25 protein-coding genes and 1 pseudogene are annotated in these 26,505 nt (G+C 70.1%); 9 read left to right on the top strand and 17 right to left on the bottom strand.

Annotated elements, in window-relative coordinates; translation table 11 throughout:
* The 3 genes from AC1DXJ_RS18830 to AC1DXJ_RS18820 form a co-directional block, all read right to left on the bottom strand.
* The coding region (locus tag AC1DXJ_RS18830) for a coiled-coil domain-containing protein (RefSeq protein ID WP_477637657.1) at positions 1-788 on the bottom strand (788 nt) is incomplete at its 3' end.
* Between the two features lie 288 nt (positions 789-1,076).
* On the bottom strand, positions 1,077-2,396 hold the full coding sequence (locus tag AC1DXJ_RS18825) for an MFS transporter (RefSeq protein WP_477637656.1): 1,320 nt from the start codon (positions 2,394-2,396) through the stop codon (positions 1,077-1,079).
* 42 nt (positions 2,397-2,438) lie between these two features.
* Positions 2,439-2,885 (bottom strand): SRPBCC family protein, encoded by a 447-nt coding sequence (locus AC1DXJ_RS18820; protein ID WP_477637658.1) that lies wholly within the window; start codon positions 2,883-2,885, stop codon positions 2,439-2,441.
* Between the two features lie 69 nt (positions 2,886-2,954).
* Here AC1DXJ_RS18820 and AC1DXJ_RS18815 point away from each other — a divergent pair, with 69 nt between their 5' ends.
* Genes AC1DXJ_RS18815 through AC1DXJ_RS18805 form a run of 3 tightly spaced genes read left to right on the top strand, consistent with a single transcriptional unit; the run spans position 2,955 to position 5,718 of the window.
* A complete protein-coding gene (locus tag AC1DXJ_RS18815) occupies positions 2,955-3,815 on the top strand; it encodes an alpha/beta fold hydrolase (protein ID WP_477637655.1) in 861 nt (286 codons plus the stop codon).
* Positions 3,812-4,201, top strand: coding sequence for a VOC family protein (locus AC1DXJ_RS18810; RefSeq protein WP_477637654.1), 390 nt, complete (start codon positions 3,812-3,814; stop codon positions 4,199-4,201). The genes AC1DXJ_RS18815 and AC1DXJ_RS18810 overlap by 4 nt, the downstream gene beginning before the upstream one ends.
* A 35-nt stretch (positions 4,202-4,236) precedes the next feature.
* Complete coding sequence (locus AC1DXJ_RS18805; protein WP_477637653.1) at positions 4,237-5,718, top strand: LLM class flavin-dependent oxidoreductase; 1,482 nt, start codon at positions 4,237-4,239, stop codon at positions 5,716-5,718.
* An 80-nt stretch (positions 5,719-5,798) separates the two neighbouring features.
* On the opposite strand, the gene AC1DXJ_RS18800 is transcribed toward AC1DXJ_RS18805, so the two are convergent.
* The 4 genes from AC1DXJ_RS18800 to AC1DXJ_RS18785 are packed head-to-tail and all read right to left on the bottom strand — an operon-like array spanning position 5,799 to position 11,033.
* Positions 5,799-6,383, bottom strand: a complete 585-nt coding sequence (locus AC1DXJ_RS18800; RefSeq protein ID WP_477624873.1) for a GTP-binding protein — start codon at positions 6,381-6,383, stop codon at positions 5,799-5,801.
* Entirely contained in the window at positions 6,364-6,735 is a 372-nt protein-coding gene (locus tag AC1DXJ_RS18795) for a DUF742 domain-containing protein (RefSeq protein ID WP_477633192.1), read from the bottom strand. The genes AC1DXJ_RS18800 and AC1DXJ_RS18795 overlap by 20 nt, the downstream gene beginning before the upstream one ends.
* 4 nt (positions 6,736-6,739) lie before the next feature.
* The gene (locus tag AC1DXJ_RS18790; RefSeq protein ID WP_477613829.1) at positions 6,740-7,159 is read right to left on the bottom strand and encodes a roadblock/LC7 domain-containing protein; all 420 of its coding nucleotides are present in this window, start codon (positions 7,157-7,159) and stop codon (positions 6,740-6,742) included.
* Positions 7,146-11,033, bottom strand: a complete 3,888-nt coding sequence (locus AC1DXJ_RS18785; RefSeq protein ID WP_477637652.1) for an ATP-binding protein — start codon at positions 11,031-11,033, stop codon at positions 7,146-7,148. Before AC1DXJ_RS18785 ends, AC1DXJ_RS18790 begins: the two co-directional genes overlap by 14 nt.
* 185 nt (positions 11,034-11,218) lie before the next feature.
* Here AC1DXJ_RS18785 and AC1DXJ_RS18780 point away from each other — a divergent pair, with 185 nt between their 5' ends.
* Together AC1DXJ_RS18780 and AC1DXJ_RS18775 are read left to right on the top strand one after the other, a co-directional pair.
* The gene (locus AC1DXJ_RS18780; RefSeq protein ID WP_477637651.1) at positions 11,219-11,677 is read left to right on the top strand and encodes a YkvA family protein; all 459 of its coding nucleotides are present in this window, start codon (positions 11,219-11,221) and stop codon (positions 11,675-11,677) included.
* A gap of 122 nt (positions 11,678-11,799) precedes the next feature.
* Positions 11,800-12,483 (top strand): phosphatase PAP2 family protein, encoded by a 684-nt coding sequence (locus tag AC1DXJ_RS18775; RefSeq protein ID WP_477613832.1) that lies wholly within the window; start codon positions 11,800-11,802, stop codon positions 12,481-12,483.
* A gap of 58 nt (positions 12,484-12,541) precedes the next feature.
* Here the strand turns inward: AC1DXJ_RS18775 and AC1DXJ_RS18770 are convergent, their stop codons facing one another.
* Entirely contained in the window at positions 12,542-14,380 is a 1,839-nt protein-coding gene (locus AC1DXJ_RS18770; RefSeq protein ID WP_477637650.1) for a GAF domain-containing SpoIIE family protein phosphatase, read from the bottom strand.
* A gap of 147 nt (positions 14,381-14,527) precedes the next feature.
* Here AC1DXJ_RS18770 and AC1DXJ_RS18765 point away from each other — a divergent pair, with 147 nt between their 5' ends.
* From AC1DXJ_RS18765 to AC1DXJ_RS18755, 3 genes are read left to right on the top strand one after another with little or no spacing between them, the layout of a single operon-like run.
* Complete coding sequence (locus tag AC1DXJ_RS18765) at positions 14,528-16,234, top strand: alpha-amylase family protein (protein ID WP_477637649.1); 1,707 nt, start codon at positions 14,528-14,530, stop codon at positions 16,232-16,234.
* Positions 16,235-16,272: 38 nt separating this feature from the next.
* A complete protein-coding gene (locus AC1DXJ_RS18760) occupies positions 16,273-17,292 on the top strand; it encodes an SDR family oxidoreductase (protein ID WP_477637648.1) in 1,020 nt (339 codons plus the stop codon).
* On the top strand, positions 17,285-17,971 hold the full coding sequence (locus AC1DXJ_RS18755; RefSeq protein ID WP_477637647.1) for an HAD family hydrolase: 687 nt from the start codon (positions 17,285-17,287) through the stop codon (positions 17,969-17,971). The genes AC1DXJ_RS18760 and AC1DXJ_RS18755 overlap by 8 nt, the downstream gene beginning before the upstream one ends.
* Before the next feature lie 27 nt (positions 17,972-17,998).
* On the opposite strand, the pseudogene AC1DXJ_RS18750 reads toward AC1DXJ_RS18755, so the two are convergent.
* The 8 genes and pseudogenes from AC1DXJ_RS18750 to AC1DXJ_RS18715 all read right to left on the bottom strand — a co-directional run bounded on the left by AC1DXJ_RS18750 (position 17,999) and on the right by AC1DXJ_RS18715 (position 23,278).
* Positions 17,999-18,672: pseudogene (locus AC1DXJ_RS18750) on the bottom strand (DUF6766 family protein).
* 81 nt (positions 18,673-18,753) lie between these two features.
* On the bottom strand, positions 18,754-19,161 hold the full coding sequence (locus tag AC1DXJ_RS18745) for a hypothetical protein (RefSeq protein ID WP_477637646.1): 408 nt from the start codon (positions 19,159-19,161) through the stop codon (positions 18,754-18,756).
* On the bottom strand, positions 19,158-19,478 hold the full coding sequence (locus tag AC1DXJ_RS18740; protein ID WP_477613839.1) for a phosphatase RsbU N-terminal domain-containing protein: 321 nt from the start codon (positions 19,476-19,478) through the stop codon (positions 19,158-19,160). Before AC1DXJ_RS18740 ends, AC1DXJ_RS18745 begins: the two co-directional genes overlap by 4 nt.
* Entirely contained in the window at positions 19,471-19,857 is a 387-nt protein-coding gene (locus AC1DXJ_RS18735) for an STAS domain-containing protein (RefSeq protein WP_477613840.1), read from the bottom strand. Before AC1DXJ_RS18735 ends, AC1DXJ_RS18740 begins: the two co-directional genes overlap by 8 nt.
* On the bottom strand, positions 19,854-20,747 hold the full coding sequence (locus AC1DXJ_RS18730; protein ID WP_477613841.1) for an STAS domain-containing protein: 894 nt from the start codon (positions 20,745-20,747) through the stop codon (positions 19,854-19,856). The genes AC1DXJ_RS18735 and AC1DXJ_RS18730 overlap by 4 nt, the downstream gene beginning before the upstream one ends.
* Before the next feature lie 2 nt (positions 20,748-20,749).
* A complete protein-coding gene (locus AC1DXJ_RS18725) occupies positions 20,750-21,832 on the bottom strand; it encodes a sigma-70 family RNA polymerase sigma factor (RefSeq protein WP_477637645.1) in 1,083 nt (360 codons plus the stop codon).
* Between the two features lie 355 nt (positions 21,833-22,187).
* On the bottom strand, positions 22,188-22,514 hold the full coding sequence (locus tag AC1DXJ_RS18720) for a hypothetical protein (RefSeq protein ID WP_477637644.1): 327 nt from the start codon (positions 22,512-22,514) through the stop codon (positions 22,188-22,190).
* A 224-nt stretch (positions 22,515-22,738) separates the two neighbouring features.
* Positions 22,739-23,278 carry an ABC transporter substrate-binding protein gene (locus AC1DXJ_RS18715; RefSeq protein ID WP_477637643.1) on the bottom strand — a complete coding sequence of 180 codons (540 nt, stop codon included), beginning with the start codon at positions 23,276-23,278 and terminating at the stop codon, positions 22,739-22,741.
* 483 nt (positions 23,279-23,761) lie between these two features.
* Here AC1DXJ_RS18715 and AC1DXJ_RS18710 point away from each other — a divergent pair, with 483 nt between their 5' ends.
* Positions 23,762-24,241, top strand: coding sequence for an SRPBCC family protein (locus tag AC1DXJ_RS18710; protein WP_477624869.1), 480 nt, complete (start codon positions 23,762-23,764; stop codon positions 24,239-24,241).
* 10 nt (positions 24,242-24,251) lie between these two features.
* On the opposite strand, the gene AC1DXJ_RS18705 is transcribed toward AC1DXJ_RS18710, so the two are convergent.
* Positions 24,252-26,447 (bottom strand): catalase, encoded by a 2,196-nt coding sequence (locus tag AC1DXJ_RS18705; RefSeq protein WP_477637642.1) that lies wholly within the window; start codon positions 26,445-26,447, stop codon positions 24,252-24,254.
* Positions 26,448-26,505: the final 58 nt, after the last annotated feature.

Genomic DNA, 26,505 nt, shown 5'->3' with positions numbered 1-26,505 from the left:
GCCTCGGCCGCGGCGGCGCGGGCGACGGCTGCCGCGGCCAGACCGTCCTGGCGCTGCTTCTCGAGGGTCACCGAGGTCTTGCGGAGGCTGGCCAGCTGCACGGTGAGCGCCTGCTGCTGGTGCTGGATCTGGGCGGCTGCGGCCTGGGCCTGGTCGGCCTGGGCCTGCGCGGCGTTGCGAGCCGCCTGGGCGGCCGCTGCCGCCTTGGCCTGCGCCGCTTCGGCGCTGGCGGCCTGCTGGCGCATGGTGTCGGCGACGATCGAGGAGGCGGCTGCCCGCTGCAGCGTGCGCGTCCGGGCGTCGCTGACGGCCTCGAGAGCGGTGGCGCGGTCCAGCAGGTCCTGCGGTCCGGTGCTCGACAGGTAGGCGTCGAGCTCACCGAGGTTGCCGCCCTGCTGGTAGACACTGGCCGCGTAGCGACGCACCTGCAGTCCCGCGGCGTCGGCGATCTCCTGGGCCTGGGCTGCACGCTTCTTGGCTGCCGCTGTCTCGGCCGTGCGCTTGTCGAGCTGGTAGCGGGCTCCGTTGTACGCCTCGGCCGCTGCCGCCGCGCTCTCCTGCACCTGGCTCAGCCGGGCGCTGGCCGTCGCGTACTGCGCGTCAAGGCTCGAGACCTTGCCGGAGGTGCTGGCGACAGCCGACTTCGCCTTGTCGACCTGGGACTTGGACGGGTAGACCGGGCCCGGGTTGGCGGAGGCGGACAGCCCCGTGCTGACGGCCAGGATCCCCACGATCGACAGGGTCGCGCCGGAGCGCAGCGCGCGACGTGCGGGGCGGGCGTTCGGCACGGGGGATGCCTCTCGAGTCGGGGGACCGGTCTGGTTGGGACAGCCGCACGAGACTAGAGCCGGGTTTTCACTCGGAACACTCCAGTCACACAAATCCCACGCCTTACGGGCCGGTACGGCGAATGACACGCCTGTAGTTCGGGGAGTTACACGGATGTCTTTCAGCAGGCAGCGACGCTCCTTCGATCACCTGTCCGACAATGGTCACGAATCAGTAACGAAATCCGCATTTTCGCAGGTGAGAGGCCCTGAGCGGCCGATCTGGCCCCGCTCCAGAAGTCGGCGAGATCAGGGCGTGATGGCCTCGCCGGCACGCAGGGCGGCGTAGGCCTCGGGATCGCCTTCCTTCAGGGCCCGGCGGGTCTTGCGGCGGTAACGGAGGATCTGCACGACACCGGCACCCCAGACGAGGTACTGCACCGACATGGCGGCGCGGAAGGTGTCGACGTCATAGGTGCTCGGCCCACCCGGCGCCACCCTGTCGAGGATGATGCCGATCAGCGTCACGGTCGACAGCGAGGCGAGGAAGCCGCCGACGTTCACGATCCCCGTGGCACTCCCGAGCCGCGTGGGCGGGTTGAACGTCCGGGCCAGGTCGAAGCCGACCAGCGACCCGGGACCACCGACCGCCGTGATGACGACGAGCAGCACCAACAGGGGCAGCGGCGCCCGCCCGGGCCACAGCAGCACGACCGCCCAGACCGTCATGATCGAGAAGACGATCCCGAGGATCAGGGTCGAGCGCGAGAACGGGTACTTCGTGACGAACCCGCCGATGACTGGACTGGTGACCACTGTCGTCACGGTCATCAGCATGAGCAGGATGCCGGCCGCCTTCGGCGAGAGCCCCTGCCCGGCCACGAGGAACGGGTAGCCCCACAGGAGGGCGAACACCGTCGCGCCGAACTGGGCGGAGAAGTGCGACCACAGGCCGAGCCGGGTGCCGGGGGTGCGCCAGGCGGCGCGCACGCTGCGGGCCAGCGCCCGGACCTTGATCTGGTCGAGCTCGTGGTCGGGGTTTGGCGAGTCCCGCACGACCACCAGGACGATCGCCGCCAGGACGACGCCGAAGAGCGCGGCACCCGCGTAGGACGGCGTCCAGCCCCAGGTGTGGAGGGCGTAGACGAGGGGAGTCGCCGCCACGAGGGCCCCCAGCTGGCCGAGGAGCCCGGTGAGCTGGGAGACCATCGGGATGCGCAGCGGCGGGAACCACAGGGCCACCAGGCGCAGCAGGGGGATGAAGATCATCGCGTCGCCGATCCCGACGAACACCCTGGCCGCGATGCCCACCACGAAGGAGTCGGCGAAGGCGAACCCCAGCTGCGCGACGGTCATCATCGTCACGCCCGTGAGCAGCAGCCTCTTGGGCCCGAACCGGTCGAGCAGCGCGCCGACGGGGATCTGCATGGCCGCATAGACGAGCAGCTGCACCATGGTGAACACGGACAGCTGCGTGGCCGCGATGTCGAAGCGCTCACTGGCCAGCAGCCCCGCCACCCCGAGCGAGCTGCGGTGGAAGACGGCCAGCACGTAGACCGACACGGACGCGGCATACACGATCCACGCCCGCCGCCCGCCGAGTGCGAACTGGGTGGCGGGTCTGGTCACGGCCCCAGTGTCCCCCAAGCCCGCCTTCACGGGCACCGCGGGTCACGCCAGGTAGTCCGCCAGCCCGGCTCGCCCCGACCTCATCATCCAGCCGTGGTTGGCGCGCAGCAACGGCCCGGTCACGCGCGCGGTCCGCGCCAGCAGCACGGGGGTGACGACGGCCTCCTGGTCGAAGTCGGCGATCGTGGCGCCGTCGTCACCAGCCCGGACCCGCCACTCGCACCAGCCCTCGAGGTCACCGCTGACCTCGACCCGCAGGTGACCGGTCGACGGGTCCTCGACCTCCCGTCGCAGCACCAGGTGCAGCGTGTAGGGCAGGAAGCTGCGGATGTCGGTGCGCCCGGAGTGGTCGTCGATGCGTTCGGCGGAGCGGACCTGCGGCCACCACAGCGCGTACCGCTCCACGTCCGCGAGTGCGTCGAAGACGCGCCCGGGAGCGGCGGGCAGGCGCCACCGGTGGTGGAAGTGGAAGGTCGGCACACCACTCATCATGCTCGCCCCCGCCGGGCCGCTGCCCACCACGTCCGCCCTCGCCAGGCACCCCGGTAGGTTCGCCCCATGGAGCGTTTCACCCGGGACGGCCTGGTGTTCGACGTCGCGGACAGCGGCGCCGGCGACGAGGTCGTGATCCTGCTGCACGGCTGGCCCCAGGACCGGCACACGTGGTCGCAGGTGGCCCCGCTGCTCGCCGCCGACGGCCTGCGCGTGGTGACGTTCGACCAGCGGGGCTACTCGCCGGGCGCGCTCCCCCGGGGTCGCGATGCCTATCGCATGAGCGAGCTCGTGTCCGACGTCCTGGCCCTCGTCGACGCGCTCGGCGAGACCCGGGTGCACCTCGTGGGCCACGACTGGGGTGGCTCGGTCGCCTGGGCCTTCGCCGAGCGTCACCCCGAACGGCTGCTGAGCCTCACCGCGGTCTCCACGCCGCACCACCGGGCCATCGCCTGGGCGCTGCGCCACGCGGACCAGGCCCGCGCAGCTGGTACGTGGCCGCCTTCCAGCTCCCCGCCCTGCCCGAGCTGGTCCTGCGTCGTCGCCTGCCTGCCGCCCTGCGCCGTTCCGGCCTGCCCGAGCAGCACGTGCAGAGGTATGCCGCGCGGTTCCGTCGGCCGGGCATGGCCAGTGGCGGGTTGGCGTGGTATCGCGCAATTCCGTTGCGCCGCAGCGCCCCTCACGATGCGACCACCTCACACCGGATCTCGACGCCCACGGCCTACGTCTGGGGCCGGCACGACCCGGCGCTGGGCCGAGCGGCCGCCGAGCGCACCCGGAGCCACGTGGCCGCCGACTACACCTTCACCGAGCTCGACGCCGGGCACTGGCTGCCAGAGACCCATCCGCAGGAGGTCGCCGCGGTCATCCTCGAGCGGCGACGCACGCTCCAGCAGTAGATTCACGCCCAGGAGGTGGGTGCGATGACAGGTGGCACCGGACTGGCACAGGTGGCCCAGCACGCTGAGGACCTCGACCGAGCGGCCGCCTTCTACGAACGGCTGCTCGGGTCGCCACCACTGGCCAGGTTCGACCCGCCCGGACTGCTGTTCTTCGGGCTCGGCGACACCCGGCTCCTCCTCGAGCAGGGTGCGAGCTCGGCCCTGCTGTACCTCGCCGTCGACGACGTCCCCACCCGCATCGAGGAGCTGCGCGCCGAGGGGGTCGTGGTCGAGGCCGAGCCGCACGTCATCTTCAGCCACACCGACGACACCCTCGGGCCCGCCGGCAGCGACGAGTGGATGGCCTTCATCCGCGACAGCGAGGGCAACCTCGTCGGACTGGTCAGCCACGCGCCGAGGGCAGACGGCTGACCACAGCGCCCCCGCTGCCCGACCCGGCGCTGGTCGTGCTCGTCGGCCCGAGCGGTGCGGGCAAGTCGACCTGGGCTGCGCAGCACTACCGGCAGCAGGAGGTCGTGTCGTCGGACGCCCTGCGCGCGGTGGTCGGCAGTGGTGAGCACGACCTCGACGCATCGGCCGACGCGTTCGCGGTCCTGCACCAGGTCGTGGCGGCGCGGGCTCGCCGCGGACTGACCGTCGTCGTCGACACCCTCGGGCTGGACCCGGACCTCCGCGACCGCCTGCGCGAGCAAGGCCGGGTGGCTGGACTTCCCTGCGTCGCAGTGCTTTTCGAGACAACCCCCGCCGTATGCCGCGCGCGCAACGCCCAACGTGACCGACCCGTCCCAGCGACCGTTCTGGGCCGACAGCTCGCGACGTTCGGGCGCGTCCGCGAGGCCCTCGCCGACGAGGAGTGGGACGTGGTCCGGACCGTCAGCGAGACGTCGTCGGCGGCGGACCCGATGTCGGCGACCACCACAACGCCGGAGGACGCGGCGGCCGCTCGGCCGGCGGCCGCCGGACGGGTGACCGCGGCGTCGACGGCCGGGGCTGGTGACCTCGGGCTCGACGTCGTGATCCAGGTGTCACGTTTTCCCTGGGGTGCGGACCCCGCCGGCTGGCTGCGTTCGGTAGCCCTGGCGGCGGACCACTTCGGCTTCAGCGGGATCGCCCTCATGGACCACCTGATCCAGATCCCCCAGGTGGACCGGGCCTGGGAGCCGATCCCTGAGCCGTGGGTGACGCTGGGCATGCTCGCCGGCCTGGACACGAACCTGCGACTCGGCACCCTCGTCTCGCCGGTGACCTTCCGCGCTCCCGGCATCATCGCGAAAACCGTTGCCACGCTTGATGTGCTCTCCGGTGGTCGCGCCTTCGTCGGACTCGGGGCCGGCTGGTGGGAGCGCGAGCACCTCGCGTTCGGGCTGCCCTTTCCCCCGCCGGCAGATCGGCTCGACCAGCTCGAGGCCTCGATCGAGACGATCCGCGCCCTGTGGGGCAAGGGCACCAAGGCACACCAGGGCAGACGGGTCACGTTGCCCGAGACCACGGCATACCCGCGGCCTGTGGGGCAACCACAGATCATCGTGGGCGGCGGCGGCGAGCAGCGGACGCTGCGCATCGCGGCGGAGCTCGCCGACGCCTGCAACCTCCCCAGCGACCTGCCGACGCTGGAACGCAAGCTCGCCGTCCTGCGCAGGCACTGCGACAGGGTCGGGCGCGATGCCGACGAGGTGGCCGTGACCGTGCTGGACCTCCCTGTCGTCGGCCTCGACCGTGAGGACACCTGGCGCCGGGTCGAGCGGCTGCGAGGTCGCACGCCGGCCACGACCTACGCGTCACGTCACCACGCGGGCGAAGCGGCCCTGCACCACGAGCGCCTCCTCACGTTGGCGCAACGCGGCGTCCGGACCGTCTTCGTGGGCTTGCCCGACCTCGAAGGCCCCGAGGACGTCGAGCGGCTCGCGGGAGTCCTGACCGGCCGCTAGACATGACCGAGCCGGGTGCCACCTCGTCGAAGTGGCACCCGGCGTCGCGGTCAGCAGGCCCGTGCGGTGACGGGCCGGGGTCAGGCCGAGGCGGAGACACCCGTGAGCTGGGTCAGCGCGAACTCGGTGATGCGAACGAGGGCCCGCTTGGCGGACTCGCGGTCGCGGGCGTCGACCGCGATGACGGGGATGTGCGACGGGATGGCGAGAGCCTCGCGGATCTCGTCGGGACCGAACTCCTGCGAACCGTCGAACTGGTTGAGCGCGACGATGAACGGCAGGCCCTTGGCCTCGAAGTAGTCGACGGCGGCGAAGCTGTCGTCGAGGCGACGGACGTCGACCAGAACGACGGCACCGATGGCGCCCTTGACCAGGTCGTCCCACATGAACCAGAACCGGCGCTGGCCAGGAGTGCCGAACAGGTAGAGAACGAGGTTCTCGGCCAAGGTGATGCGACCGAAGTCCATCGCCACGGTGGTGGTGTGCTTCTGCTGCACCTTGGAGATGTCGTCCTGGCCTTCGGACTCGTTGGTGACAAGAGCCTCGGTGCGCAGGGGATCGATCTCGGAGACGGCACCAACGAAGGTGGTCTTGCCGACGCCGAACCCGCCGGCCACGACAATCTTCGTCGAGGCGCTGTTGCGGCTAGAGGGCGCGTAGTCCACTGAGTGTCCTTTCAATCAGTTCACGTCGTTCGTCGGATGTCGTGTTTTCGGAGATGGTCGTTCGCGTCTTGAGGTGCCCGGCGGTGACCAGGTCACCCAGGAGCACCCGGGCGACGCCGAGTGGGATGTGCAGCTTTGCCGAGACCTCGGCCACCGACTCCTTGGCTGCGCACAGGTCGATGATCCGCCCCGAGAGGTCGCCCTCGGGCCAGGTCGTGGTGCGTCCGGAGGGAAGCACCTCGAACGTGGCCTCGATGGGAAGGTCGACCACGGACTCGGTGCGTCCGGACGTCAGTGCGTACGGCCGGACCAGGCGAGGGCCCGCCGACACTTCGCGTCCGTCTGGCGCCATGGGTCTAGCCCGACATCGGGGTCCGGGCAGACGCGTCGATCATCTTGCCGACGCGGTCGACCAGGACCGCCATCTCGTAGCCGACCTGACCGATGTCAGAGTCGGTGCTGGTGAGTGCTGCCAGGTGCGAGCCGTCCCCGACGCTCATGAGGAGCAGGTAGCCCAGCTCCATCTCGATGACGGACTGCAGGACCGTGCCGCCCTGGAAGAGGCGGGCCGCGCCCGAGGCGAGGCTGGCCATGCCCGAGGCCACGGCTGCCATCTGCTCGGCGCGATCGACGGGCAGCTGCTCGCTGGCGGCCATGGGAAGCCCGTCGGCGGACACCAGGATGGCGTGTGAAACGCCAGGGGTCTCCGTCGTGAACTTGGCCACGAGCCAGTCGTACTCGCCCTTGGGCTGGGCCATGGCGTCAGTGGTGTACATCGGCTTCCTCTCGGTGTGTTCCATCTTGTGCCTCGGTGCGAGCGGAGCTCACGCCGTTCTTGTGGCGGTTGAGGTTGCGGCGGATCGATTCGGGATCGCGTCGCGATGCTGCGGGGGCAGCGGGCTTCTCGTCGGCCTCGTCGACGGCGCCGGGGATCAGGTAGCTGCCCGGGCGTCGCATGGGGAGGCCGGCTGCGGACTCTTCCAGGGGTTGGGTCTCCTCGATCCGTGCGGCGGCTGACCACGCCTGGTCAGCCTCGTTGGTCGACCACGACGCCGAGGCGGGCACCGACGAGTCGTCGGTCAGCCAGCGCGACATCATCGCTCGGAAGATGGGGGTGTCGTTGAGGTTCCCGCTGCGAGGCGCGCTCGCCGGCTCCTCGACGTCCTCGGGCGCCACCGCAACGAGCTCGGTGGTCTCCTCGGCTGCCGTCTCGACGCCCTCGTCGACGCGCTGTTCGGGAGCGTCGGCGACTGCCTCGACCACCGGCTCCTGGAACGCGACGACCTCGGTCTCCTGCTCGACAACGGCGACTGCCTCGACCACCGGCTCCTGGAACGCGACGACCTCGGTCTCCTGCTCGAGAACGGCGACCGGCTCGGTCACGGCCTCGGGCACGGACTCGGTGGTCACGGCCTCCGCGCTGACGACGGTCTCCTCGCGCTCCGGCACCACGGCCGCGTCGCGGGCCCGACGGGCGCCGAAGAAGGACGTGTTGTGCGCCCGCATCGCCGGCCGTGAGCTGGGTGCGCCAGCCGTGGGGTCCTGGGTGGCAAGCGCGGACGTCGCCCCCGGGACGCGGGTCGGCAGCGGCGTGGCACCTTCCGGCCCCGTGACAGGGGCCTGAACCACATCGAGGCTGTCGACCGGCGCCGACACCTCGGCGGAAGCCTCCGCCGGCGCGTCGGCAGTGGCCTCGGGTGCGCCGTCAGCGACCAGCTCGCCTCCGGCCTCCGCGACGGGAGCGTCGTCCGAGTCCTGCTCGGAGTGCTGCTCCGGGACCTGGTCGGACCCGGCGTCAGCAGCCTCGACAAGGGCGACCTCGGCCACCCACTCCTCGGGCACGTGCATCTCGGTGGTCGAGTCGTGGGAGTCCATCGAGTCGCTGCTGCCCGTCGAGCCGTTCGACTCAGGTGAGTCGATCGAGTCGTCCTGGGCGGCGATGTCGGTGTGCGCTGCGGTCTCGCCGTCGGTTGCCGGGTCCTCGGCCCCGAGCTCACGGGCCTTGCCGGCCTCGACGATCTTGGCGCGGTGCTCGAGCCAGGCCGACAGGTTGGAGGGCATCTGACGGGGCTCGTCGACCTCGGCCTCGATCCGGGCGGCCTCGGCGGCCGCCTTCGCGCGGCCGGGAAGCCAGCTGAGCCGGCCCGACTTGGCGGGGGCACTCGACTTGGCACCGGGCTTGGTCGGTGCTTCTTCCTCGGGCGTGGACGGGGCGTCCTCGAACTCGCGGTACTCGGTGATCCCGGTGGCCCGTGGCTTGCGGACCGGAAGTCCGGACGCCGAGAGCTGGGGCCCGGTGGCTGCCTCTGCCGCCGGAGCATCCTGGCTCTGGGTGGGGGCCTCGGTGACCTCGGGGTCGGAGACCTCGGGGTCGGCGACAGCGGCCGTCGCAGCCTCGGCAGGAACCTGCGTGGCCGGGGTGTCGTCCGTCGGCGCGACGGTCGCGCCGTTGACGGCGGGCTTGTCGGACGAACCGTTGACACCCTTCTCCCGGGCGGCGTGGCCGTTGGTGGGCGCCTTCTCCTCCACCGCCGCGTCGGCACCGTCGATGACGGGCTTGGCGGGGGTCTGTATGCCGTTCGCGGCCGAGGGGCCGTGGGCCCCCGGTGTGCGGGTGGGCAGCACCTTCTTGGCTGCGCCCGGCACCGGGCTCGGCGTGGCGCCGCTGGCGCCGCGCACGCGGGTGGGCAGGCCGGACTTGGTGGTGCCGCCGACAGCGGACGCGGGCGGGGCTCCGAGGGAGGAGGCTGCCGGCGCCTCAGGAACGGCTGGAGCAGCGGCCGGGCGCGCCGGGCGCTCGCCCCGGCTGCTGTCGGCGAGCAGGGCCGCGGGCAGGTGCACGGACACCGTGATGCCCTGCTTGTCGTCGCCGTTGCGGCGCAGCCGCACCGCTATGCCGTGCCGCTTCGCGAGGCTTCCGACCACGAACAGGCCCATGCGACGGGCGGTGTCGGCGGTGATGTCGCCACCGTGCGCGAGCTGGTCGTTGAGGGCAGCAAGCTCCTTGGGCGGCATACCGAGGCCACGGTCGGAGACCTCGATGAGGAGGCCGCCTTCGGGCGTGCGGGCACCACGGATCGCCACACGGGAGGTGGGCGGCGAGTAGGAGAGGGCGTTGTCCACGACCTCGGCGACCAGGTGGATGAGGTCGGAGCCGACCGCACCCAGGACGTGGTCGTTCGAGGTGTCACCGATGTCGATGCGCTCGTAGTTCTCCACCTCGGACACGGCCGCACGGACGGCGTCGGAGACCGAGACCGACCCGGACACGCCACGACGGGTGGACGTGCCGGCGAGCACCAGCAGCGAGTCGCTGTTGCGGCGCATACGGGCGGCGAGGTGGTCGAGGCGGAAGAGGCTCTGCAGCCGCTTGGGGTCTTCCTCGTCGCTCTCGAGGCGCTCGATGAGGCTGAGCTGCTGGTCGATGAGGGACGTGCTCCGGCGCGACAGCGTCTCGAACATGTGGCCGACCTGGACGCGCAGGCGGGCCTGCTCGCCGGCGAGGGTGCGGGCCTGGGTGTGGAGGTCGTCCACCGCGCGAGCGAGCTGACCCATCTCCTCGGTCGTGTGGACCGGGATCGGTTCGAAGGCGGGGAGCTCGGTGCCGTCACGCATGGCGGTGACCGCTTCCGGCAGCCGCTTGTTGGCAACCTCCAGGGCGCCCTGGCGCACGGCGCGGATCGGGAGGAGGAGCGATCGGATGAGGGCCACCACCAGGGCCAGGGCGGCCGTCAGCGCAGCGATCACGATGATGGCGTTGAGGATCGCTGCGGTGCGGTGCTCTGCCGCGCGCTGGCGGAGGTTGGTCTCGAGCGCGGTCAGCTGCCCGTCCATGAGCTTGGTGTAGCCGGCGTTGCTGGACTCGATGACCGTTCCGAGCCCCTGGATCTGGGCCTTGTCGGGCGACGCCTGCTGGAGGGTGTACCCACGGCGGCCGTTCTCGTTGAGGAGCTGGCGGACCTGTCCGACCTGCTCGCCCGTCGAGGCCGACATGAGTCGCGTCAGGGCTGCGGTCTCGGCGCCGACCTGACCGACGGCGCGCAGGTTGGCGGCTGCGTCGTCAGTGTTGGCGAGGTTGACCTGTTCGCCGGTCATGGCGCGCTGGGCGGCGATAGCGTCCTGGAGGGCTACGACGAGCTTGGCGGAGGCCGAGTCGTCGCTGAGGCCGAGGTCGGAGACCGCCGAGGACATCAGGGTGGCGGTGTTGCCCGACTTGTCGATGACGGTGTCGGAGAAGCCGTTCTGCGTCTTGGCCGTACGCACTGCCTGCCCGAGCGACAGCGCCGTCGTGGCGCTCTCCTTCACCGAGTCAGGGACGCCGGGGACCTTGATGGCGATGCGGAGGTTCGCCGCCGCGGACTCGTACTTCGTGATGGCGGCGATGACGCCGCCGCCGCCGACGCTCTCGGCAGCAGCCAGCCGCTGGACCGCGAGGTTGTACTCGACAACGGGGCGGATGACGAGGACGGTGTCCGCGGCCCGCGAGAGCTTGCGAGAGGAGTCGAAGTCGTTCTTGACGCGGAGGCCACCGAAGACGAAGGCCAGCAGCACGGGAAGAACGATGGCGGCTGCCAGTTTGCGACGGAGGGGCCACTGACCGAACGACCAGCGTTGGGGGACACGGCCAGCCGCCGACTGCAGTCTGGACACGGAGCCACCTTCCTCACGACGAAAACTTGGGCGAACGGCAACATACGTGCGCCCACAGGGGGCAGGGATAGGTATCCAACGGCGGTTGGCACGTTTGGCCTGCGTAGTTCTGACCGAACGGACTAGACCACCCCGGAGGGGCGAACCAGCGTGCCTGCGGTGTCGCCGGTATACGCGGCTCGGGCATGGGCGAGACTGACGAGATGCCCCTCCCGCGGATCGACCTGGCCGACGGCGCGCCCGCGTGGTGGTCGCTGGCCGCAACCGTCGGTGGCGGCCTGGTGCTGCTCTGGGTCGTCCTGGTGGTGGCACTGTGGTGGGCCCGTCCGGACGACCTGCGGTTGCGGGAGGCGTTGCGGTTGCTGCCCGACCTTCTTCGCCTGCTGCGACGCCTGGCCGTGGACGCCACGGTGCCGCGTGCCGCGCGAGTGCGCCTGTGGCTGCTGCTCGCCTACCTCGCGAGCCCGGTCGACGTCGTGCCGGACTTCCTCCCCGTCATCGGCTATGCCGACGACGCCATCCTCGTGGCCCTGGTACTGCGCTCGGTCACCCGGCGCGCAGGGGCGGAGGCGCTCGAGCGGCACTGGCCGGGCAGCCCCGAAGGCCTCGCCGCGGTCCGCGCCCTGGCTGGGCTTCGGGACTGACGGAGCAGCGCGACTCCCGTGTCCCACCTGCCGGCTCAGCATCTGCGCAGGTCAGCGACCCGTGGCCGAGGCTTTGGGCGCTAGGCTCGTGAAGCTGTGCACCCCCACCGGAGTAGGACACCATGGCCTTCTTGACGCGCTACACCGACGATCGCTCGTCGCCTCCAGTCGGCTCCGCGGTCCGGGACGCGTTCGTCCGCGCCGTCGCCCCGGCAGTTGCCCTCTGGGCTGCCATCGTGGGCATCGGGCTGTTGATCAAGGGACCTCTCGGCGGCCTGCCCTCCGAGGAGGGCATCAGCAAGGACGCCCAGGGCGTGCGCACCCCGCGGTGGGACGACGTGACGCTGGTGTGGTCCCACATCGGCAACACCGAGATCGTCATCGGGGTGTGCGTGATCGCCGTCGGCCTCCTCTGGTGGGGCACGCGGCAGTGGTGGGTGGCCGTCATACCGGCCATCGCGATCTCCCTCCAGGCCACCGTCTTCGTGATCGCCACGGCCGTCGTGGGCCGGCCCCGGCCCCACGTGGCCCACCTCGACCCGGCTCCGCCGACCTCGAGCTACCCGAGCGGTCACGTCGGTGCGGCCACCGCGCTCTACGTCAGCTTCGCGCTCCTGGCCCAGCGGATCGAGTCACCCGTGCTGCGCCGGGCCGTGACGGCGGTGTGCCTCGTCATCCCTGTGCTGGTGGCGTGGGCCCGCCTCTACCGAGGCATGCACCACCTGACCGACATCCTGGTGGGAATGGCCAACGGCTTGGCCTGCGCGCTCCTGGCGTGGGCCTACCTGCGTCGCAAGAGCGCCTGACAGTCGCAGGGCGCCTGACAGTCGCAGGGCGCCTGGAAGTCGTCAGGGCGCGCGGTCGTCAGGGCGCGGGCTCGAGGTCCTCGGCGCCGGCGGCGGCGTTCTCGAGGGTTCGCGCCGTCGGCACCGCGGCGTGCCGACGCAGGGCGACCGCAGCCACGTCGTCGTCATGCGTCTCGTCCGCGACCGCGGCGATGGTGCCGCACAGGCCGCGGAACAGGTCCGGGTCCGTGAGGCCGGCGAGGGCAGCCGTGAGTCGTTCTCGACCGACGTCGATGTCCTCGGTGCGCCGCTCGATCAACCCGTCGGTGAAGAGCAGGACGGTGTCGCCGGGACCGAACCACATCCGATGGCGACGACGTCGTCCCTCTCCGATGGCCAAGGGCCCACCGTCGGCACTGGGAAACTGCTCGACGGAATTGTCTGCTCGCAGGAGGATCGGCGCCGGATGTCCGGCGTTCGCGACCAGCAGGTCGTTCCGTCCCGGATCGACCAGCAGGTAGGCCAGCGTGACGAACTGCTCGTCACCGTAGGCAGCGAGCATCAGGTCGAGCTTGGTCAGCACCACGTCCGGGAGCGGGTCCGCGGCGATGTAGGCGCGCACCGATGCCCGCATCTGCGCCATCGACGCGGCGGCCTCGACCCCACGCCCCATCACGTCTCCGACGAAGACCGCCACCCGCCCGTCCGTGAGGGCGACCACGTCGTAGAAGTCGCCCCCCACCTCGGTACGGCCAGACGGCAGGTAGCGCGCCGCGACATCGCAGCCCTCGATCACCGGCAGCCCGACCGGGAGGACGGCGTGCTGCAGCCGGGTGGCGACCGCCAGGGTCTCGCTGTGCAGCTCGGAGTTGTCGATCGAGACGGCCGCCCTGCGCGCGATGTCCTCGGCGAACACGAGGTCGCCCTGCGTGTAGCGGTGCTTGGACTCCGCGCTCACCCACGTGATGACGCCGAGGGTTCGTCCGCGCGCGACGAGGGGGACGGTCACCGCGCTGTACAACGCCAGCTCTCGCGCGATCCGGAGGTGCTCCTCGTCCCGGGCCCCGGCGACGAGCATCTCGTCGGTGATCTCCGCGATGAGCTCGCTGCGCCCTGTCCTCATCACCTGCCACGGACCGCTGGCGGAGTTCGGGTCGCTGGGGTACCGCTCCGCGAGCTCGTGCGCGTACGCCACCTTGGCCGGGTCGACATGGGCCACGGCGAGCCGGCGCAGCCGGTTGTCCTTGACCAGGTCGATCGCACACCAGTCGGCGAAGGTCGGCACTGCGAGCTGGGCCACCCGCGCCAGGGTGGACTCGTAGTCGAGGCTGCTCGCGAGCTCGGCCGAGGCCTCGGCGAGGAAGGTCAGCTTGGTCTGGCGGTCGGCTGCCTCCTGCTCGGCCTGCACGCGCTGCAACGCCTGGGCGCAGGTGTCGGCCAGGATGTCGAGGCAGTCGAGCTCCGTGGGCTCGAACCTGCGTCGTCCGGGGAAGGACAGCCCGATCGCCCCGAGGGTGTCGTTCGCGGTGTTCAACGGCAGGACCAGCACCGAGCGGTCGCCGCGATCTATCCGCGGGGTGTCCGGATAGGCATCGAGGATCGCCTCACGACCGGACAACAGGATGCGACGACCCGAGACGATGACGTCAGCCGCCGGGCTCGGCATCGACAAGGGGTAGGTCGCGAAGGCCTCGGCATCTCCCTCGTCCCCACCCCGCAGCCCCATGAGCCGGATCGTGTCGGGCCCGTCCTTCAGGCTGAGCGAGGCCATGGTCGCTCCCACGGCTTCGGAGCTGTGTTCGACCACGATCCTGGTGACGTCCTCTGCGCTGGCCGCCCGGATGAGCTCGGCCGTCACGCGGGCAAGTCCGGTCAGGCGGTAGTCGAGCCGCGCCTCGATGCCAGACCCCTGTGTCATGCCGACATGATGACAGCGAGCGCCTGCCGCGGCACGGGATCGCCAAGAACCCGACCGGACGATCTTTGGGGGTCGGGAGATCGGCGCGGCCTCCTGACCAGCGCTTTCGCGGTGGCTGGCTCGGGCCAACGGTGGTAGTGAGGACACATGCAGATGTCCAAGACGGCCGACCTGTGGTGGAAGACCGCGGTGTTCTACTGCGCCGACGTCCAGACCTTCCTCGATGCCGACGGGGACGGGCAGGGCGACCTGGCGGGCATGGCGCGCCGGATCGACTACCTGGCCGACCTCGGCGTCACGTGCCTGTGGCTCATGCCGCTCTACCCGACGCGCGACGTGGACGACGGGTACGACATCACCGACTTCCTGGGCGTCGACCCCCGGCTGGGCGACCTGGGTGACTTCGTCGAGCTGGTCCGGACCGCGCGGTCGCGCGGCATCCGGGTCATCCTCGACTTCGTCATGAACCACACGTCGGACCACCATCCGTGGTTCGTGCAGGCCCGCAAGGGCACCGACAACCCGTACAGGGACTACTACGTGTGGCGCTCGACGGCCCCACCGGACACGTCGGCGATGGTCGTCTTCCCCGACAAGGAGGACAGCATCTGGGAGAAGGACCCCCGCACCGACGAGTGGTACCTGCACAACTTCTACAAGACCCAGCCTGACCTCAACACCGCCAATCCCAAGGTCCGCGACGAGATCGTCAAAGTCATGGGTCTGTGGCTCGAGCTGGGCGTCTCGGGTTTCCGCATCGACGCGGTGCCGTTCCTCTTCGCGCGGGACACCGTGCCCAAGAAGGACCAGAAGTTCGAGTGGGACCCCCACGAGACCCTGCGCCACGTCAAGGCGTTCTGCGGGCGGCGGGGTAGCGACGTCGTCCTCCTCGGAGAGGTCAACGTGCCGCGCGCAGAGCAGACGGCCTTCTTCGGCGGAGCGGACGGGGACGAGCTCACCATGCAGTTCGACTTCATCGGCATGCAGGCGACCTGGCTGTCCCTCGCGCGCGGCGACGCACGGCCGTTGGCCAAGGCGTTGCAGGGCAGGCCGGAGGCCGACGAGGAGAGCCAGTGGGTGAACTTCCTCCGCAACCATGACGAGCTCACCCTCGACAAGCTCACCGACGAGGAGCGCCAGGAGGTGTTCGACGCCTTCGGACCCGACCCCGCAATGCAGCTCTACGGGCGCGGCCTGCGCCGCCGGCTGCCGACGATGCTCGACGGCGACCCCCGCCGCATCCGGCTGGCCTACTCCCTCATGTTCTCGCTGCCCGGCAGCCCGGTTCTCTTCTACGGCGAGGAGATCGGCATGGGCGAGAACCTCGACGTTCCGGGCCGGTATGCCGTGCGGACGCCGATGCAGTGGAGCGCGGCCAAGAACGGCGGCTTCTCCCGTGCGGCCAAGGGCCGGCTACCGCGGCCCGTCACGGAGGGCGCCTACGGGCCCGACCACGTCAACGTGGCCTCCCAGCGCAACGACCCCGACTCGCTGTGGACCTTCGTGGCCCAGCTGATCCGCCGCTACCGCCAGTCGCCCGAGCTCGGATGGGGTCGGTTCCACCAGCTCGAGCAGCCCTTCGACGCCGTCCTGGCGCACGTCGCCCGCGTGGACCCCTGGGCCACCATCGCGGTCCACAACCTCGGCTCGGAGGCCTGCCGCGTGCCGCTCTCGCTGGCCACGATCGCCGGCGACGACCTGCCGCCGATCGTCCACCTGACCGACCTGCTCGCGGACTACCGCCTCGAGCCGGTCGGAGACGGCGCGGGCGCTCCGACGGTCGAGGTCGACCTCGACGGCTACGGGTGCAGGTGGCTGCAGGTCATTCGCGAGGGCGACGAGCGGATCGCCTGACCGCATCGGCAGGACCAACCAAGGAGAGGAGCTGTCCAATGAAACGAGTGGTGGTCGTGACGGGAGCGAGTGGAGGCGTGGGACGCGCCTGCGTCCGTGAGTTCGCCCGGCGAGGCGACGACGTCGCGCTCATCGCGAGAGGCAGCTCGGGGCTCGAGGCTGCCGTCCGGGAGGCGCAGCAGGCTGGGGTCAAGGCCCTCTCGGTGCCCGTGGATGTCGCCGACGCAGAGGCGGTCGAGAGCGCCGTGGCCCGGATCGAGGACGAGCTCGGTCCGATCGACGTGTGGGTCAACGCGGCGTTCACCTCCGTGTTCGCGCCGTTCAGCCAGGTCACCGCCGAGGAGTTCCGCCGCGCCACCGAGGTGAGCTACCTCGGCTACGTGTACTGCACGATGTCGGCCCTTCCCCGGATGCGTGCCCGCAACCGCGGAACGATCGTCCACGTGGGATCAGCGCTGGCCTATCGGGGAATCCCGCTCCAGACCGCCTACTGCGGTGCACGGCACGCCGTCCAGGGTTTCCACGAGTCGCTCCGCTGTGAGCTGCTGCACGACGGCAGCAACGTCCGCGTCACGATGGTCCAGATGCCGGCCCTCAACACACCTCAGTTCGGCTGGGTGTTGTCGAAGCTCCCTCGACGTGCCCAGCCCGTCCCGCCGATCTACCAGCCCGAGGTCGCGGCGCGTGCGGTCGTCTACGCAGCCGACCACCCCCGTCGGCGGGAGTACTGGGTCGGCGCCTCCACCGTCGGCACCCTGGTCGCCAACGCCGTCGCGCCCGGCCTGCTCGATCGCTACCTGGCTCGGACGGCATACAACGCCCAGCAGACCGACGAACCCCGGGACCCAGCCGACCCAGCCAACCTGTGGGATGCGGCGGACGGTCCCGGCGGCCGGGACTTCGGTGCCCACGGTTCCTTCGACGACCGGGCGAAGGGGCGCAGCTGGCAGCAGGAGCTCTCCCACCGCCCCAAGGAGGTCGCGTCGGTCCTCGCCCTCGGCGCCGCCGGCGGGACGCTCCTCGCGGGGCGGGCGATGCGGGGAAGGAAGCATGTCTGACCTGCTCACCCGCGTCAGCGGGATCGTCTTCGACCTCGACGGCACCCTGGTCGACTCGACCTACGTCCACACGATCAGCTGGTGGGAGGCGATGCAGCAGTTCGGTCACGACCGGCCCATGGCGATGGTGCACCACGCGGTGGGGATGGGGGCCGACAACCTGCTCGACCACGTGCTCGGTGACCGGCGGAACCGCAGCCAGGACAGCGCCATCGCGGCCGCCCACGACGCCCTGTTCGGCACGTGGCACGACCGTCTGCACCCGCTTCCGGGCGCCGGTTCACTCCTGCAGTGGTGTCGGGACGCCGGGCTGACGGTGGCGCTCGCCACGTCCGGCGGAGAACGGGACCTGTGGGCGATGCTCGAGGTCCTGGACCAGCCCGACTTCGACCTGATCGTCACGGGCGACGACGTCGCGAGCTCGAAGCCCAGCAAGGACCTGCTCGAGTCCGTCATGACGCGAGCGGACCTCGAGCCCGAGGACCTGATGGTGGTCGGTGACTCCGTCTGGGACATGGAGGCCGCGACCCGCGTCGGGGCCTCCGGGGTGGGGGTCGCGACCGGGGGGACCAGTGCGCCCGAGCTGCACGACGCCGGAGCCGAGCTCACCTTCCCCGACCTCGCCGCACTGCACGACGCCCTCCGGAGTGCCCGACCGGAAGCCTCGCCCGGCGCGTAGCTGCCGCGGCTCCGGAGGGCAGGGCGCCTAGCCCTCGACTCCCGTGCTGCTGTGGGCGCTCCCGACCGGCTTGGACTCCGGCGACCCGCGCTCCCGCAGGTAGATGCTGAACACCACCATGCTGCCGACGGCGAGGAACTCCGACTGCCAGTTCTGGAAGGTGCGATTCCAGAAGTCCGGAGCGTGCAGGTAGCCATTCCACGTCAGCGGATCCTGGAGGTCCTGCAGCTGCTCGGCGTTGTAGGCACTGCGACCGGCGACCAGCTGCGCCGTCCACGACCCGAGGAAGACCGCCCCCATCGCCAGTCCGAGGGAGCGTGAGTACAGGCTGGTCCGCCAACCCCCGACCTTGGCCCACGTGGGCGACCCCACGTCCGCATAGCGTCCGACCTTCTGGTCCTTGTCCGACCCACGACCGGCGTGGTCGAGGGCTTGGACTCCGGGGACCCCTTCTGCAGGAGCCACACCGTCAGGAGGATGTAGAGCAGGAACTGCAGGTACTCCGACTGCCAGTTCTCTGCAACGTCCACCGCGAACTGCGACGAGGTGACGTACTCCCGCAAGGTGAGTGTGGGTAGCCCGGCGTCCATCGCCGCCTCGTTGTACGAGGCCTCCCCGGTGAGTGATTGACCGACGAGGGCAACCAGGAGTAGCACCGAGAAGGCCAGGGTGAGGCTGTTCTCACGAAGCCACGTCCTCATCGGTGGGTCACCCCCATGGCGAAGCAGAAGGTGAGTCCCAGTCCGATGAACAGCAGGTACCCGGCGAACCACGCACGCACGTCAGGCTCCCTTGACCTTGCAGTCATACGGCCGGCCGTCTTGCTGCCGGCTGCAGCCCGCGGCGGTCACCCGCCATCCCTGCTTGAACCGGGCGAGGAAGATCGTGTCCGTCGACAGGTGCACCACAGCGTCCTTGCCGTAGACCTGCACGGACTCCACCGAGGTGGAGCCCTTCTCCTCCGCGGAGGACGGCAAGGCCTCCGCGCAAGGGCCGTCGGACTCCTCGAGGGCTCGAAGGGTCTCGGGGGCCAGCAGCCCGCAGGCCGTCGCGGGCGCGGTGCTCACGGACCGGACGAACGTGCTGGCCGCTGCCTTCACGTTGGCGGCCTCGACGTTGCCCTGGCTCGCGCAGCCCGACACTGTGGCCAGGGACGTGAGGGCCATGATGATTCGGTAGCGGGATGTCATCCGTTGCCCCTGCCCTGCACGGCTTTCGATGTCGCGGAGCTCAGGCTCCGGTGTGCCATGTCGAACGTCGAGAGCACCTCCAGCAGGAACTCGGAGGCGGCAGCCGTGACCCCGCGCACGTCATTTTCCGGGCTGTCTTCGAGGACCTCGGCGAGGACGAGGTGGTGGACGTGGACCAGGTCGAGAAGACTCACCCCCCGGACGATCGCCTGGCGCCCCAGCTGGTAGCCCAGCGTCAGCGCCGCCTCACTGCGCTGGGGCAGGTAGCGCTGGAACGCGGCACGGTAGTCGAGGGTCAGGTCCTCGACGTCACTCATGCCTGTTCCCCTGTCCACGGATCCTCGTGAGGTAGTCGAGGCCCTCCTCCAGATCCAGCGCCGTCGGGACCTCACCCATCCCCATACCCAGGCGCACCATGGCGTACGCGACCTCGGGCTGGATGCCGACGATGACGGTGGCCGCGCCGCGCAGGCGGGCGATGTCGGCGATCGACTGCAGCGTGCGCGACCCGAAGCTGTCGATCACGTCCAGTGCTGCCACGTCGATGATGACGCCACGCGCGCGGTGCTCACCGATCTGGCGGACGAGGTCGTCCTGGAACCGGACCATCTCCGAGTCGTCCAGGGCAGTGTGGACCGACGCGACGAGGGTGTCACCCTGACGCAGTATGGAGACGAGGGCCGGTCCGGAGTTCACGAGCCGTCAGTCACCGCCTTGCGCGTCACCGCGTAGCCGAGCAGCCGCTCGGCCTCCTCGAGGCCGCCCTGGAGGTCGCCGATGGTGTTCATCTTGCTCAGGTCCACGCCGATCGTGACGAGGGTTTGCGCAATCGTGGGCGACAGGCCGGTGATGATGACGCTGGCACCCATCAGCCGCGAGGCGTCTACCGTCTGCACCAGGTGGTTCGCGACGGTCTCGTCGACGTCCGGGGCCCCCGTGATGTCGATGACGACCACCTTGGCGCGATGGGTGCGTATGCCGCTCAGCAGCTGCTCGGTGAGCTGCCTGGCCCGTTCGCTGTCCAAAACGCCGATGATCGGCAGGATGAGGAGCCTCTCCCGAACGGGCAGCACCGGGGTCGACAGCTCCTTGATGGCGTCCTGCTGCTGGCGGATGACGCGCTCACGCTCGTCGACGAAGCTGACGGCCACGGTGTTGGCGATACGGTTCGCCGCCGGTTCGTACGCGTCGAGGATCTGGTTGAGCAGGGCGAAGTCCCGCTGGTACTTCTCGAAGAGCGACCGCGCCAGGACATCCCTCAGCAGCAACACGATGCCGACCACCTCATGCGTCTCGACCCCCCGCGGGATGATCCGCTCCGACAGGTCGCGGGCATAGTGCTGCAACGCTTCCACACTGCCGGTCTCGAGCACCTCCACGTAGTTGTCATAGACCGACGTGGTCTCGGCGATCATCTCCTGCGGGGTCATGGCCTCGAGCAGGTGGGCATCGCGGATGCGGGACGCCCACTCGTTGCGGAGCTTCGCGCGATGTTCCCTCAGGTGGGCCACCAGCTGGGGAAGCAGCTGGTTGCCGGACAGGGACGGCTCGTGCTCCGTCGGGTCCTCCGTGTTCTGGGCGTTCATGCTCATCCCTTCTTGTCGAACCATTTGGTCATGCTCACAGTGGTGCCGTGCTCCGCCTCGGAGACGATGGTGAACTCGTCCATCAGCCGTCTGGCTCCGGGAAGCCCGAGGCCGAGTCCGCTGTAGGTGCTGTAGCCGTCTTCCATGGCCTTCTCGACGTCCGGTATGCCGGGTCCGGTGTCCCGGGCGACGACCCGGATGCCGGGACGTGGACGTTCGAGCAGCTCGATCGTCACCTCCCCGGGTGAGGCGAACCGGACGATGTTGCGGGCCACCTCGGACACGGCCGTGGCGAGCAGGGTCAGGTCTGTTCCCCTGAAGCCGGCGCGCACCGCCAGCTCGCGAGCGGCTTGACGCACGGTGACGATGTCCGGGTCCGCGCTGATCGGCACGTGCACCTCGTCGTCCCGCACCGGCCCCCTGCCGAGCAGTGGTTCGCTGAGCCGGGCGCAGAGCTCGCACTCCAGCAGGTGTCGAGCAGCATCGACCTCACGCTGTCGTCGTCGGTCCGCGCTGGAGAGGGCCAGCAGCACAGGCCTGCATCTGTCTGTGGGGGGCTCGGCCCGCTCCAGCGCGAGCAGGTACTCGACCCGCAACCGGGCTCGGGTCCGCTTCAGCTGGGCGGCCACAGCACCGGCCGTGCTTCCGGTCTCCTCCGCCAGCGACTGGGTGGCGCGACCACTCACCTCATGCGCCAGCAGGACCTCTCGTTCGCGGTCGGTCAGCCGGCGAAGCGCCTCGTTGATGGCGGACTGTTCCTCCGAGGCGACGACGACCTCTTCGGCCTCCTCCGGCTCGCTCGGGTCGAGCACCCGGTGCCTGTTGCGGACTTCTCGGTCGTCGTTGCGCCACATGGTGGCCATGACGTTGCGGACCGTGGCGATCGCGTATGGCTCGATCATGCCGGGCTCGATCCGGTTCTCGGCCGCCAGCACCCGGAGCAGCGTCTCCTGGACCAGGTCCTCCGCCGCGGGGTGCTGGCCGACCCGGGCTGCGACGATCCGGCGCAGCATGGGGATCAGGGCCGCGACATCTGCCGCCCCTGTTCGCTCCCTCGGCTCGTCGGCCGCCCCGGCCGTGCTCACGGGTGCGACACTACGCCGCACCGAGCATTTCCACCCCTCTGACCTGCACAGTTGGCGTCCAGCGGCGACAGGCAGGACGCCCTGTGCCGTGACCGAGAGCGGGTGGACACCGCGTGGCGCCGGGAGAGGAACCTCGCATCCCGGCGCCGCGCGGCTGGTCCCGTCACCATCAGCAGGTGGAGCGCCCTCGCTGGTCAGTGGTCCTTGGTTTCGAGGGCCGTTGGGTGCGGAAACGGTGCCGGGGGCGGTCTGCGGGAAACAGCTGGCGCGCTGTCCTCCACGGTCCACGACTCCAGCTTCTGGAGAACGTGCAGCAGCCCGAGCACCAGACCCGGCGCAGCCAGCGCGACGGCCTTCACAGCGGTTCCACGCGAGCCCGACTCGTGCGGGTGGTGCGTGCCCTCCCTCCGGTGCTGCTCTCCCCGCGAGGAAAGGCAAGCGAAGGTTCGATCGTGAAACGCTCGACGTGGACGGTGATCCCCATCAGGTCGAGCTGCAGTGGTCGGACCACGGGTCGTAGGCCGCTGTCGTCACGCACCAGGTCGACCGGGGCGGTGGCGCGACGGCTGTCCACTCCGACCAGGGTTCCGTCCGGCTCACGGAGCTCACCCGTGAAGACCCCGGTGATGAAGGCACCGCGCGGCACGATGACCAGTCGCTGGAGCCGCAGCGACCCGGTCATGGCCCCTGAACGTCCCCGCGGAGATCGGAACGTCCCACTGATGGGCGTGCCGTCGCCGTCCGGGGGACGCGCGCCACGCCGGGGACGAGGTCTGAAGGCGATCACGGTCATCACGAGCTCCAATTGCGTCGGGCGCTGTCGCCGGGCTTTGGGGGGTGGCAGCGGCGCCCCTGCGGTGAGGGGCGGCGCAGGGACGCCACTGCCACGTCAGTCGCTCACGCGGCTCAGAGGCCGAGACCTGTCAGCAGACGGTTGAGCAGCGCTGCGATGCCACCGAGAGCGTTGCCCGGCCCGTCCAGCAGGCCGGCAACGGCGCACAGCAGGTTGCCCAGGAGGTTGCCCGCACCGGGGACCGCCGTGACGTCCAACGACACCGGGGCGAGGTCGATGACCAGGCCCAGCAGGTCGAGGTGGAGCGGGCCGAGGTCAAGGGTCAGGATGCTGCAGCCCTGCGTCACCGCAACGTCCTGCAGCGGTGCAGTGAAGGTCGTCCCGCCCGCGGGCAGTCCGGTGCCGGTGATGGTCCCGGAGAGCTGGACGACACCATTGACGACCGAGGTCGTCAGGTTGCTCAGCTGACCCGTGAACGCCGTGCCGTTGGGCAAGGTGCCCGTCACGGGCAGAGTCGTGGCTGCGGCTTGTGCGGTGGGAGCCACGGCCTTCGCGGCGGGCGCCGCACTCGCAGAGGCGGCAGCCGGGACGAGTCCAACTGCCCCGGCCAAGAGAATGGCCGTGCCGGTTCCGACAAGTTTGGTCTTCAACATGACTTGCTCCTTCGCTGGAGCCCGGGTGGAGCTCCGTAGGGGCTTGTTCTTCCTTGGCTAGGCGTGGACCTGTAGGTCCATCTGGTTCCTGTCCACACAGATGAAGACTCCGGTCGGCAGCCACATGACGCGGGATCTGCGGTTCGCTGGGCGGCTGCGCGCCACCATCCCCGCGTGGGGAAGCCGGCCAGCCACTGACACTCGCGTCATGTCCGGCCCTCGAAGGCGTCAGTCGCCAGATCCGGGCTCCGTGTCCACGTTCGCTGCTTGTCCCCCATCGGTATGACGCCACCAGCCATGGTTGCCCGAGGTCCCGCCACCGGGTGCAGGACGGGACAACAGGGACAATGCGACGTTTGCGCAGGTCAGACGCGGGTACACCCCTCGTGGGCACCGCCCCGTCTCCCACCCGTCTCGCAGCCGCCGACGGCGCTACCGTTGCCGTTGCAGCGTCCACCCGCCCGACTGGAGGAAGAGCTGACCATGGAACTCCCGACCACAGGCGTCATCACCGTCACCCGCGACATCGATGCTCCTGCGCAAGCCGTCTGGGACGTGCTCGCCGACGGCTGGTTCTACGCCACCTGGGTCGTCGGCGCGTCAAGAGTGAGGGGCGTCGACCCCGAATGGCCGGCCGAAGGCGCGCGCATCCACCACTCCTTCGGGGTGTGGCCCACGGTTCTGAGTGACACGACGCACGTCCTGAGTTCCAGCGAGCCCAGCGAGCTCGTCCTCAAGGCCCGCGGTTGGCCCGTGGGTGAGGCGAAGGTCGTACTCACGATCATCCCCGGCAGCGACGAGTCGTGCACTGTGGCCATGGCCGAGGACGCCGTGTCAGGGCCCGGCACCTTGCTGCCCCGCCCGTTGCGGCAGCTCGCCATCGGCCCGCGCAATGTCGAGGCCCTGCGCCGGCTGGCGTACATCGCCGAGGGCAAACGCCGCGAACGCGTCAGCGGGCAGTGAGCAGCGCCCGTCAGGGCTGGACATCGCGCTCCCAGTAACGCAGCGCGCCGCACTTCTTCACGAACGTGGTCGCTGTCGACTTGGTGACCTTCACACACCCGGCATCGAGCAGGTCGGCCACCCCGGCCGCCTCCAGGAGCGGGCGTGAGGCTGCGTTGTACCCGATGAACTTGTGGTGGGCGAAGGCGTCCGAGACGAAGTCCTTGGCGGTGCTGCGGACGGCCAACGCCGGGACGGCCTTGGCGCCCGGTAGCAGCACCACCGCGTCGTAGAGCACGGAGGGTCCACCGTCGATCATCTGGTCGGCCAGCAGCACCGAGCCGTCGCTGAGGGTCACCCCACCCACGACGGGGGCGATCGTCTCCAGCACGGCGCCAGCCTCGGCGAACGCGTCCGCCAGTGGCGTGAGCACCGCGGCATCGGTGCCGTCGGTGACGAGCACTCCCAGCTTGCGGCCGGCGAAGCTGCCCGGACCCCTCTTGAGGATGCTGAGCGCGTCCGAAGGCGGGAGGTCGGTCCGCGGCGGCATGGCCGCGATCGCAGGCTCGGGCAACGGCATACCAAGGCCGCCTGCCACACCAGTCGCCAAGTCCTCGTGCACGTTGAGCAGGTGAGCCAGCATGCGCGTCCGCACCTGCGGGATCTCGCACTTGCTCAGCTCGAACGTGTAGGCCTTCACGATGTGGTCCTGCTCGACCGGCGTCTGGCTGATGAAGAACTGTCGGGCCTGGCTGTAGTGGTCGGAGAAGGTGGCCGAACGCACCCGCACCTTGGTGCCCTCGAGCGGCTCCTCATGGCTCTGGAAGCCCGCTGCCGCGTCCGCTCGAGGTCCGCGCTCGGCGGCGCCGAAACCGTTGGGCTCGTAGTTGACTCGGCCCGTCGGCACCTCGTACTGCATCTTGCCGTCGCGCTGGAAGTGTGCCACCGGGCACCGAGGTGCGTTGATCGGCAGCTGCGTGAAGTTGGGCGTGCCCAGGCGGGAGAGCTGGGTGTCGAGATAGGAGAAGTTGCGCCCTTGGAGCAGCGGGTCGTTGGAGAAGTCGATGCCCGGCGGGACGTTCCCCGTGTGGAAGGCGACCTGCTCGGTCTCGGCGAAGTCGTTGTCCACAACCCGGTCCAGCGTCAGCCGTCCGACGACCTGCAGCGGCACCAGCTCCTCCGGGATCAGCTTGGTCGCGTCCAGCACGTCAAAGTCGAACTCCTCGGCGAACGACTCGTCGAACACCTGCACGGCAAGGTCCCACTGCGGCAGGTCCCCGCTGGTGATCGCGTTCCAGAGGTCACGCCGGTGGAAGTCAGGGTCGGCACCGTTGATCTTGACCGCTTCGTTCCACACGACCGACTGCAGGCCCTGGAGCGGTCGCCAGTGGAACTTCACGAAGGTCGACACCCCGTCGGCGTTCACGAAGCGGAACGTGTGGACCCCGAACCCCTCCATGAAGCGGAACGACCGCGGGATCGCCCGGTCCGACATCTGCCACACGGTCATGTGGATCGCCTCGGGCGTGAAGGACACGAAGTCCCAGAAGCTGTCGTGAGCCGACTGCGCCTGGGGGAACGCCCGGTCAGGGGACTCCTTGACCGCATGCACGAGGTCGGGGAACTTGATGGCGTCCTGGATGAAGAACACCGGGATGTTGTTGCCGACGATGTCCCAGTTGCCCTCGGTCGTGTAGAGCTTCACCGCGAACCCACGTACGTCGCGCGCAAGGTCGAAGGATCCCTTGGCGCCGGCCACTGTCGAGAAGCGAACAAACGCCTCGGTCTTCCTGCCGACGGTCGAGAAGATGGCTGCCCTGGTGAGCTCTGACAGGTCGGCGGTGGTCTCGAAGGTGCCGTGAGCGCCGTAGCCGCGGGCGTGCACGACGCGCTCGGGGATGCGCTCGTGATCGAAGTGGAAGATCTTCTCCCCCATGGCGAAGTCTTCCAACAGGGTCGGTCCGCGTTGGCCGGCACGCAGGCTGTTCTGGTCGTCGGACAGCGGAGCGCCTTGGGCCGTGGTGAGTACCTGACCGCCCTGGACCGGCTGGTGCACCTCTCCCCCGGAACCGAGGATCGCGGCGGGCTGCGTGGCAGGCTGCCCCGCCGCAGAAGCCTTCGCCTTCCCCGCGCCGGCCCGGGTCGAACCAAGCTTCGTCGTGTTCTTCTTCGACATGACTCCCTCTCGCGATGCGGCGAACCAGCTCGCGACGGAGAGCTCGGCCACGACTGTCTGTTCAGCACCTACCCCCCCAGGGCCGCGGGCAAACACGGCTCGGCGGGCG

It is taken from the genome of Pedococcus sp. P2_D9 (assembly GCF_056404275.1).
Note: the sequence above shows the minus strand (reverse complement) of the source record. Positions and strands in the feature narration are given on the sequence as shown.

Excerpts from the sequence above, each read along its gene's own strand:
- AC1DXJ_RS18820 (WP_477637658.1), bottom strand. The coding sequence starts at position 2,885 with ATGAGTGGTGTGCCGACCTTCCACTTCCACCACCGGTGGCGCCTGCCC.
- AC1DXJ_RS18815 (WP_477637655.1), top strand. The coding sequence starts at position 2,955 with ATGGAGCGTTTCACCCGGGACGGCCTGGTGTTCGACGTCGCGGACAGC.
- AC1DXJ_RS18810 (WP_477637654.1), top strand. The coding sequence starts at position 3,812 with ATGACAGGTGGCACCGGACTGGCACAGGTGGCCCAGCACGCTGAGGAC.
- AC1DXJ_RS18795 (WP_477633192.1), bottom strand. The coding sequence starts at position 6,735 with ATGGCGCCAGACGGACGCGAAGTGTCGGCGGGCCCTCGCCTGGTCCGG.
- AC1DXJ_RS18790 (WP_477613829.1), bottom strand. The coding sequence starts at position 7,159 with ATGTACACCACTGACGCCATGGCCCAGCCCAAGGGCGAGTACGACTGG.
- AC1DXJ_RS18780 (WP_477637651.1), top strand. The coding sequence starts at position 11,219 with ATGGGCGAGACTGACGAGATGCCCCTCCCGCGGATCGACCTGGCCGAC.
- AC1DXJ_RS18775 (WP_477613832.1), top strand. The coding sequence starts at position 11,800 with ATGGCCTTCTTGACGCGCTACACCGACGATCGCTCGTCGCCTCCAGTC.
- AC1DXJ_RS18770 (WP_477637650.1), bottom strand. The coding sequence starts at position 14,380 with ATGACACAGGGGTCTGGCATCGAGGCGCGGCTCGACTACCGCCTGACC.
- AC1DXJ_RS18765 (WP_477637649.1), top strand. The coding sequence starts at position 14,528 with ATGCAGATGTCCAAGACGGCCGACCTGTGGTGGAAGACCGCGGTGTTC.
- AC1DXJ_RS18760 (WP_477637648.1), top strand. The coding sequence starts at position 16,273 with ATGAAACGAGTGGTGGTCGTGACGGGAGCGAGTGGAGGCGTGGGACGC.
- AC1DXJ_RS18755 (WP_477637647.1), top strand. The coding sequence starts at position 17,285 with ATGTCTGACCTGCTCACCCGCGTCAGCGGGATCGTCTTCGACCTCGAC.
- AC1DXJ_RS18745 (WP_477637646.1), bottom strand. The coding sequence starts at position 19,161 with ATGACATCCCGCTACCGAATCATCATGGCCCTCACGTCCCTGGCCACA.
- AC1DXJ_RS18740 (WP_477613839.1), bottom strand. The coding sequence starts at position 19,478 with ATGAGTGACGTCGAGGACCTGACCCTCGACTACCGTGCCGCGTTCCAG.
- AC1DXJ_RS18730 (WP_477613841.1), bottom strand. The coding sequence starts at position 20,747 with ATGAACGCCCAGAACACGGAGGACCCGACGGAGCACGAGCCGTCCCTG.
- AC1DXJ_RS18720 (WP_477637644.1), bottom strand. The coding sequence starts at position 22,514 with ATGACCGGGTCGCTGCGGCTCCAGCGACTGGTCATCGTGCCGCGCGGT.
- AC1DXJ_RS18715 (WP_477637643.1), bottom strand. The coding sequence starts at position 23,278 with ATGTTGAAGACCAAACTTGTCGGAACCGGCACGGCCATTCTCTTGGCC.
- AC1DXJ_RS18710 (WP_477624869.1), top strand. The coding sequence starts at position 23,762 with ATGGAACTCCCGACCACAGGCGTCATCACCGTCACCCGCGACATCGAT.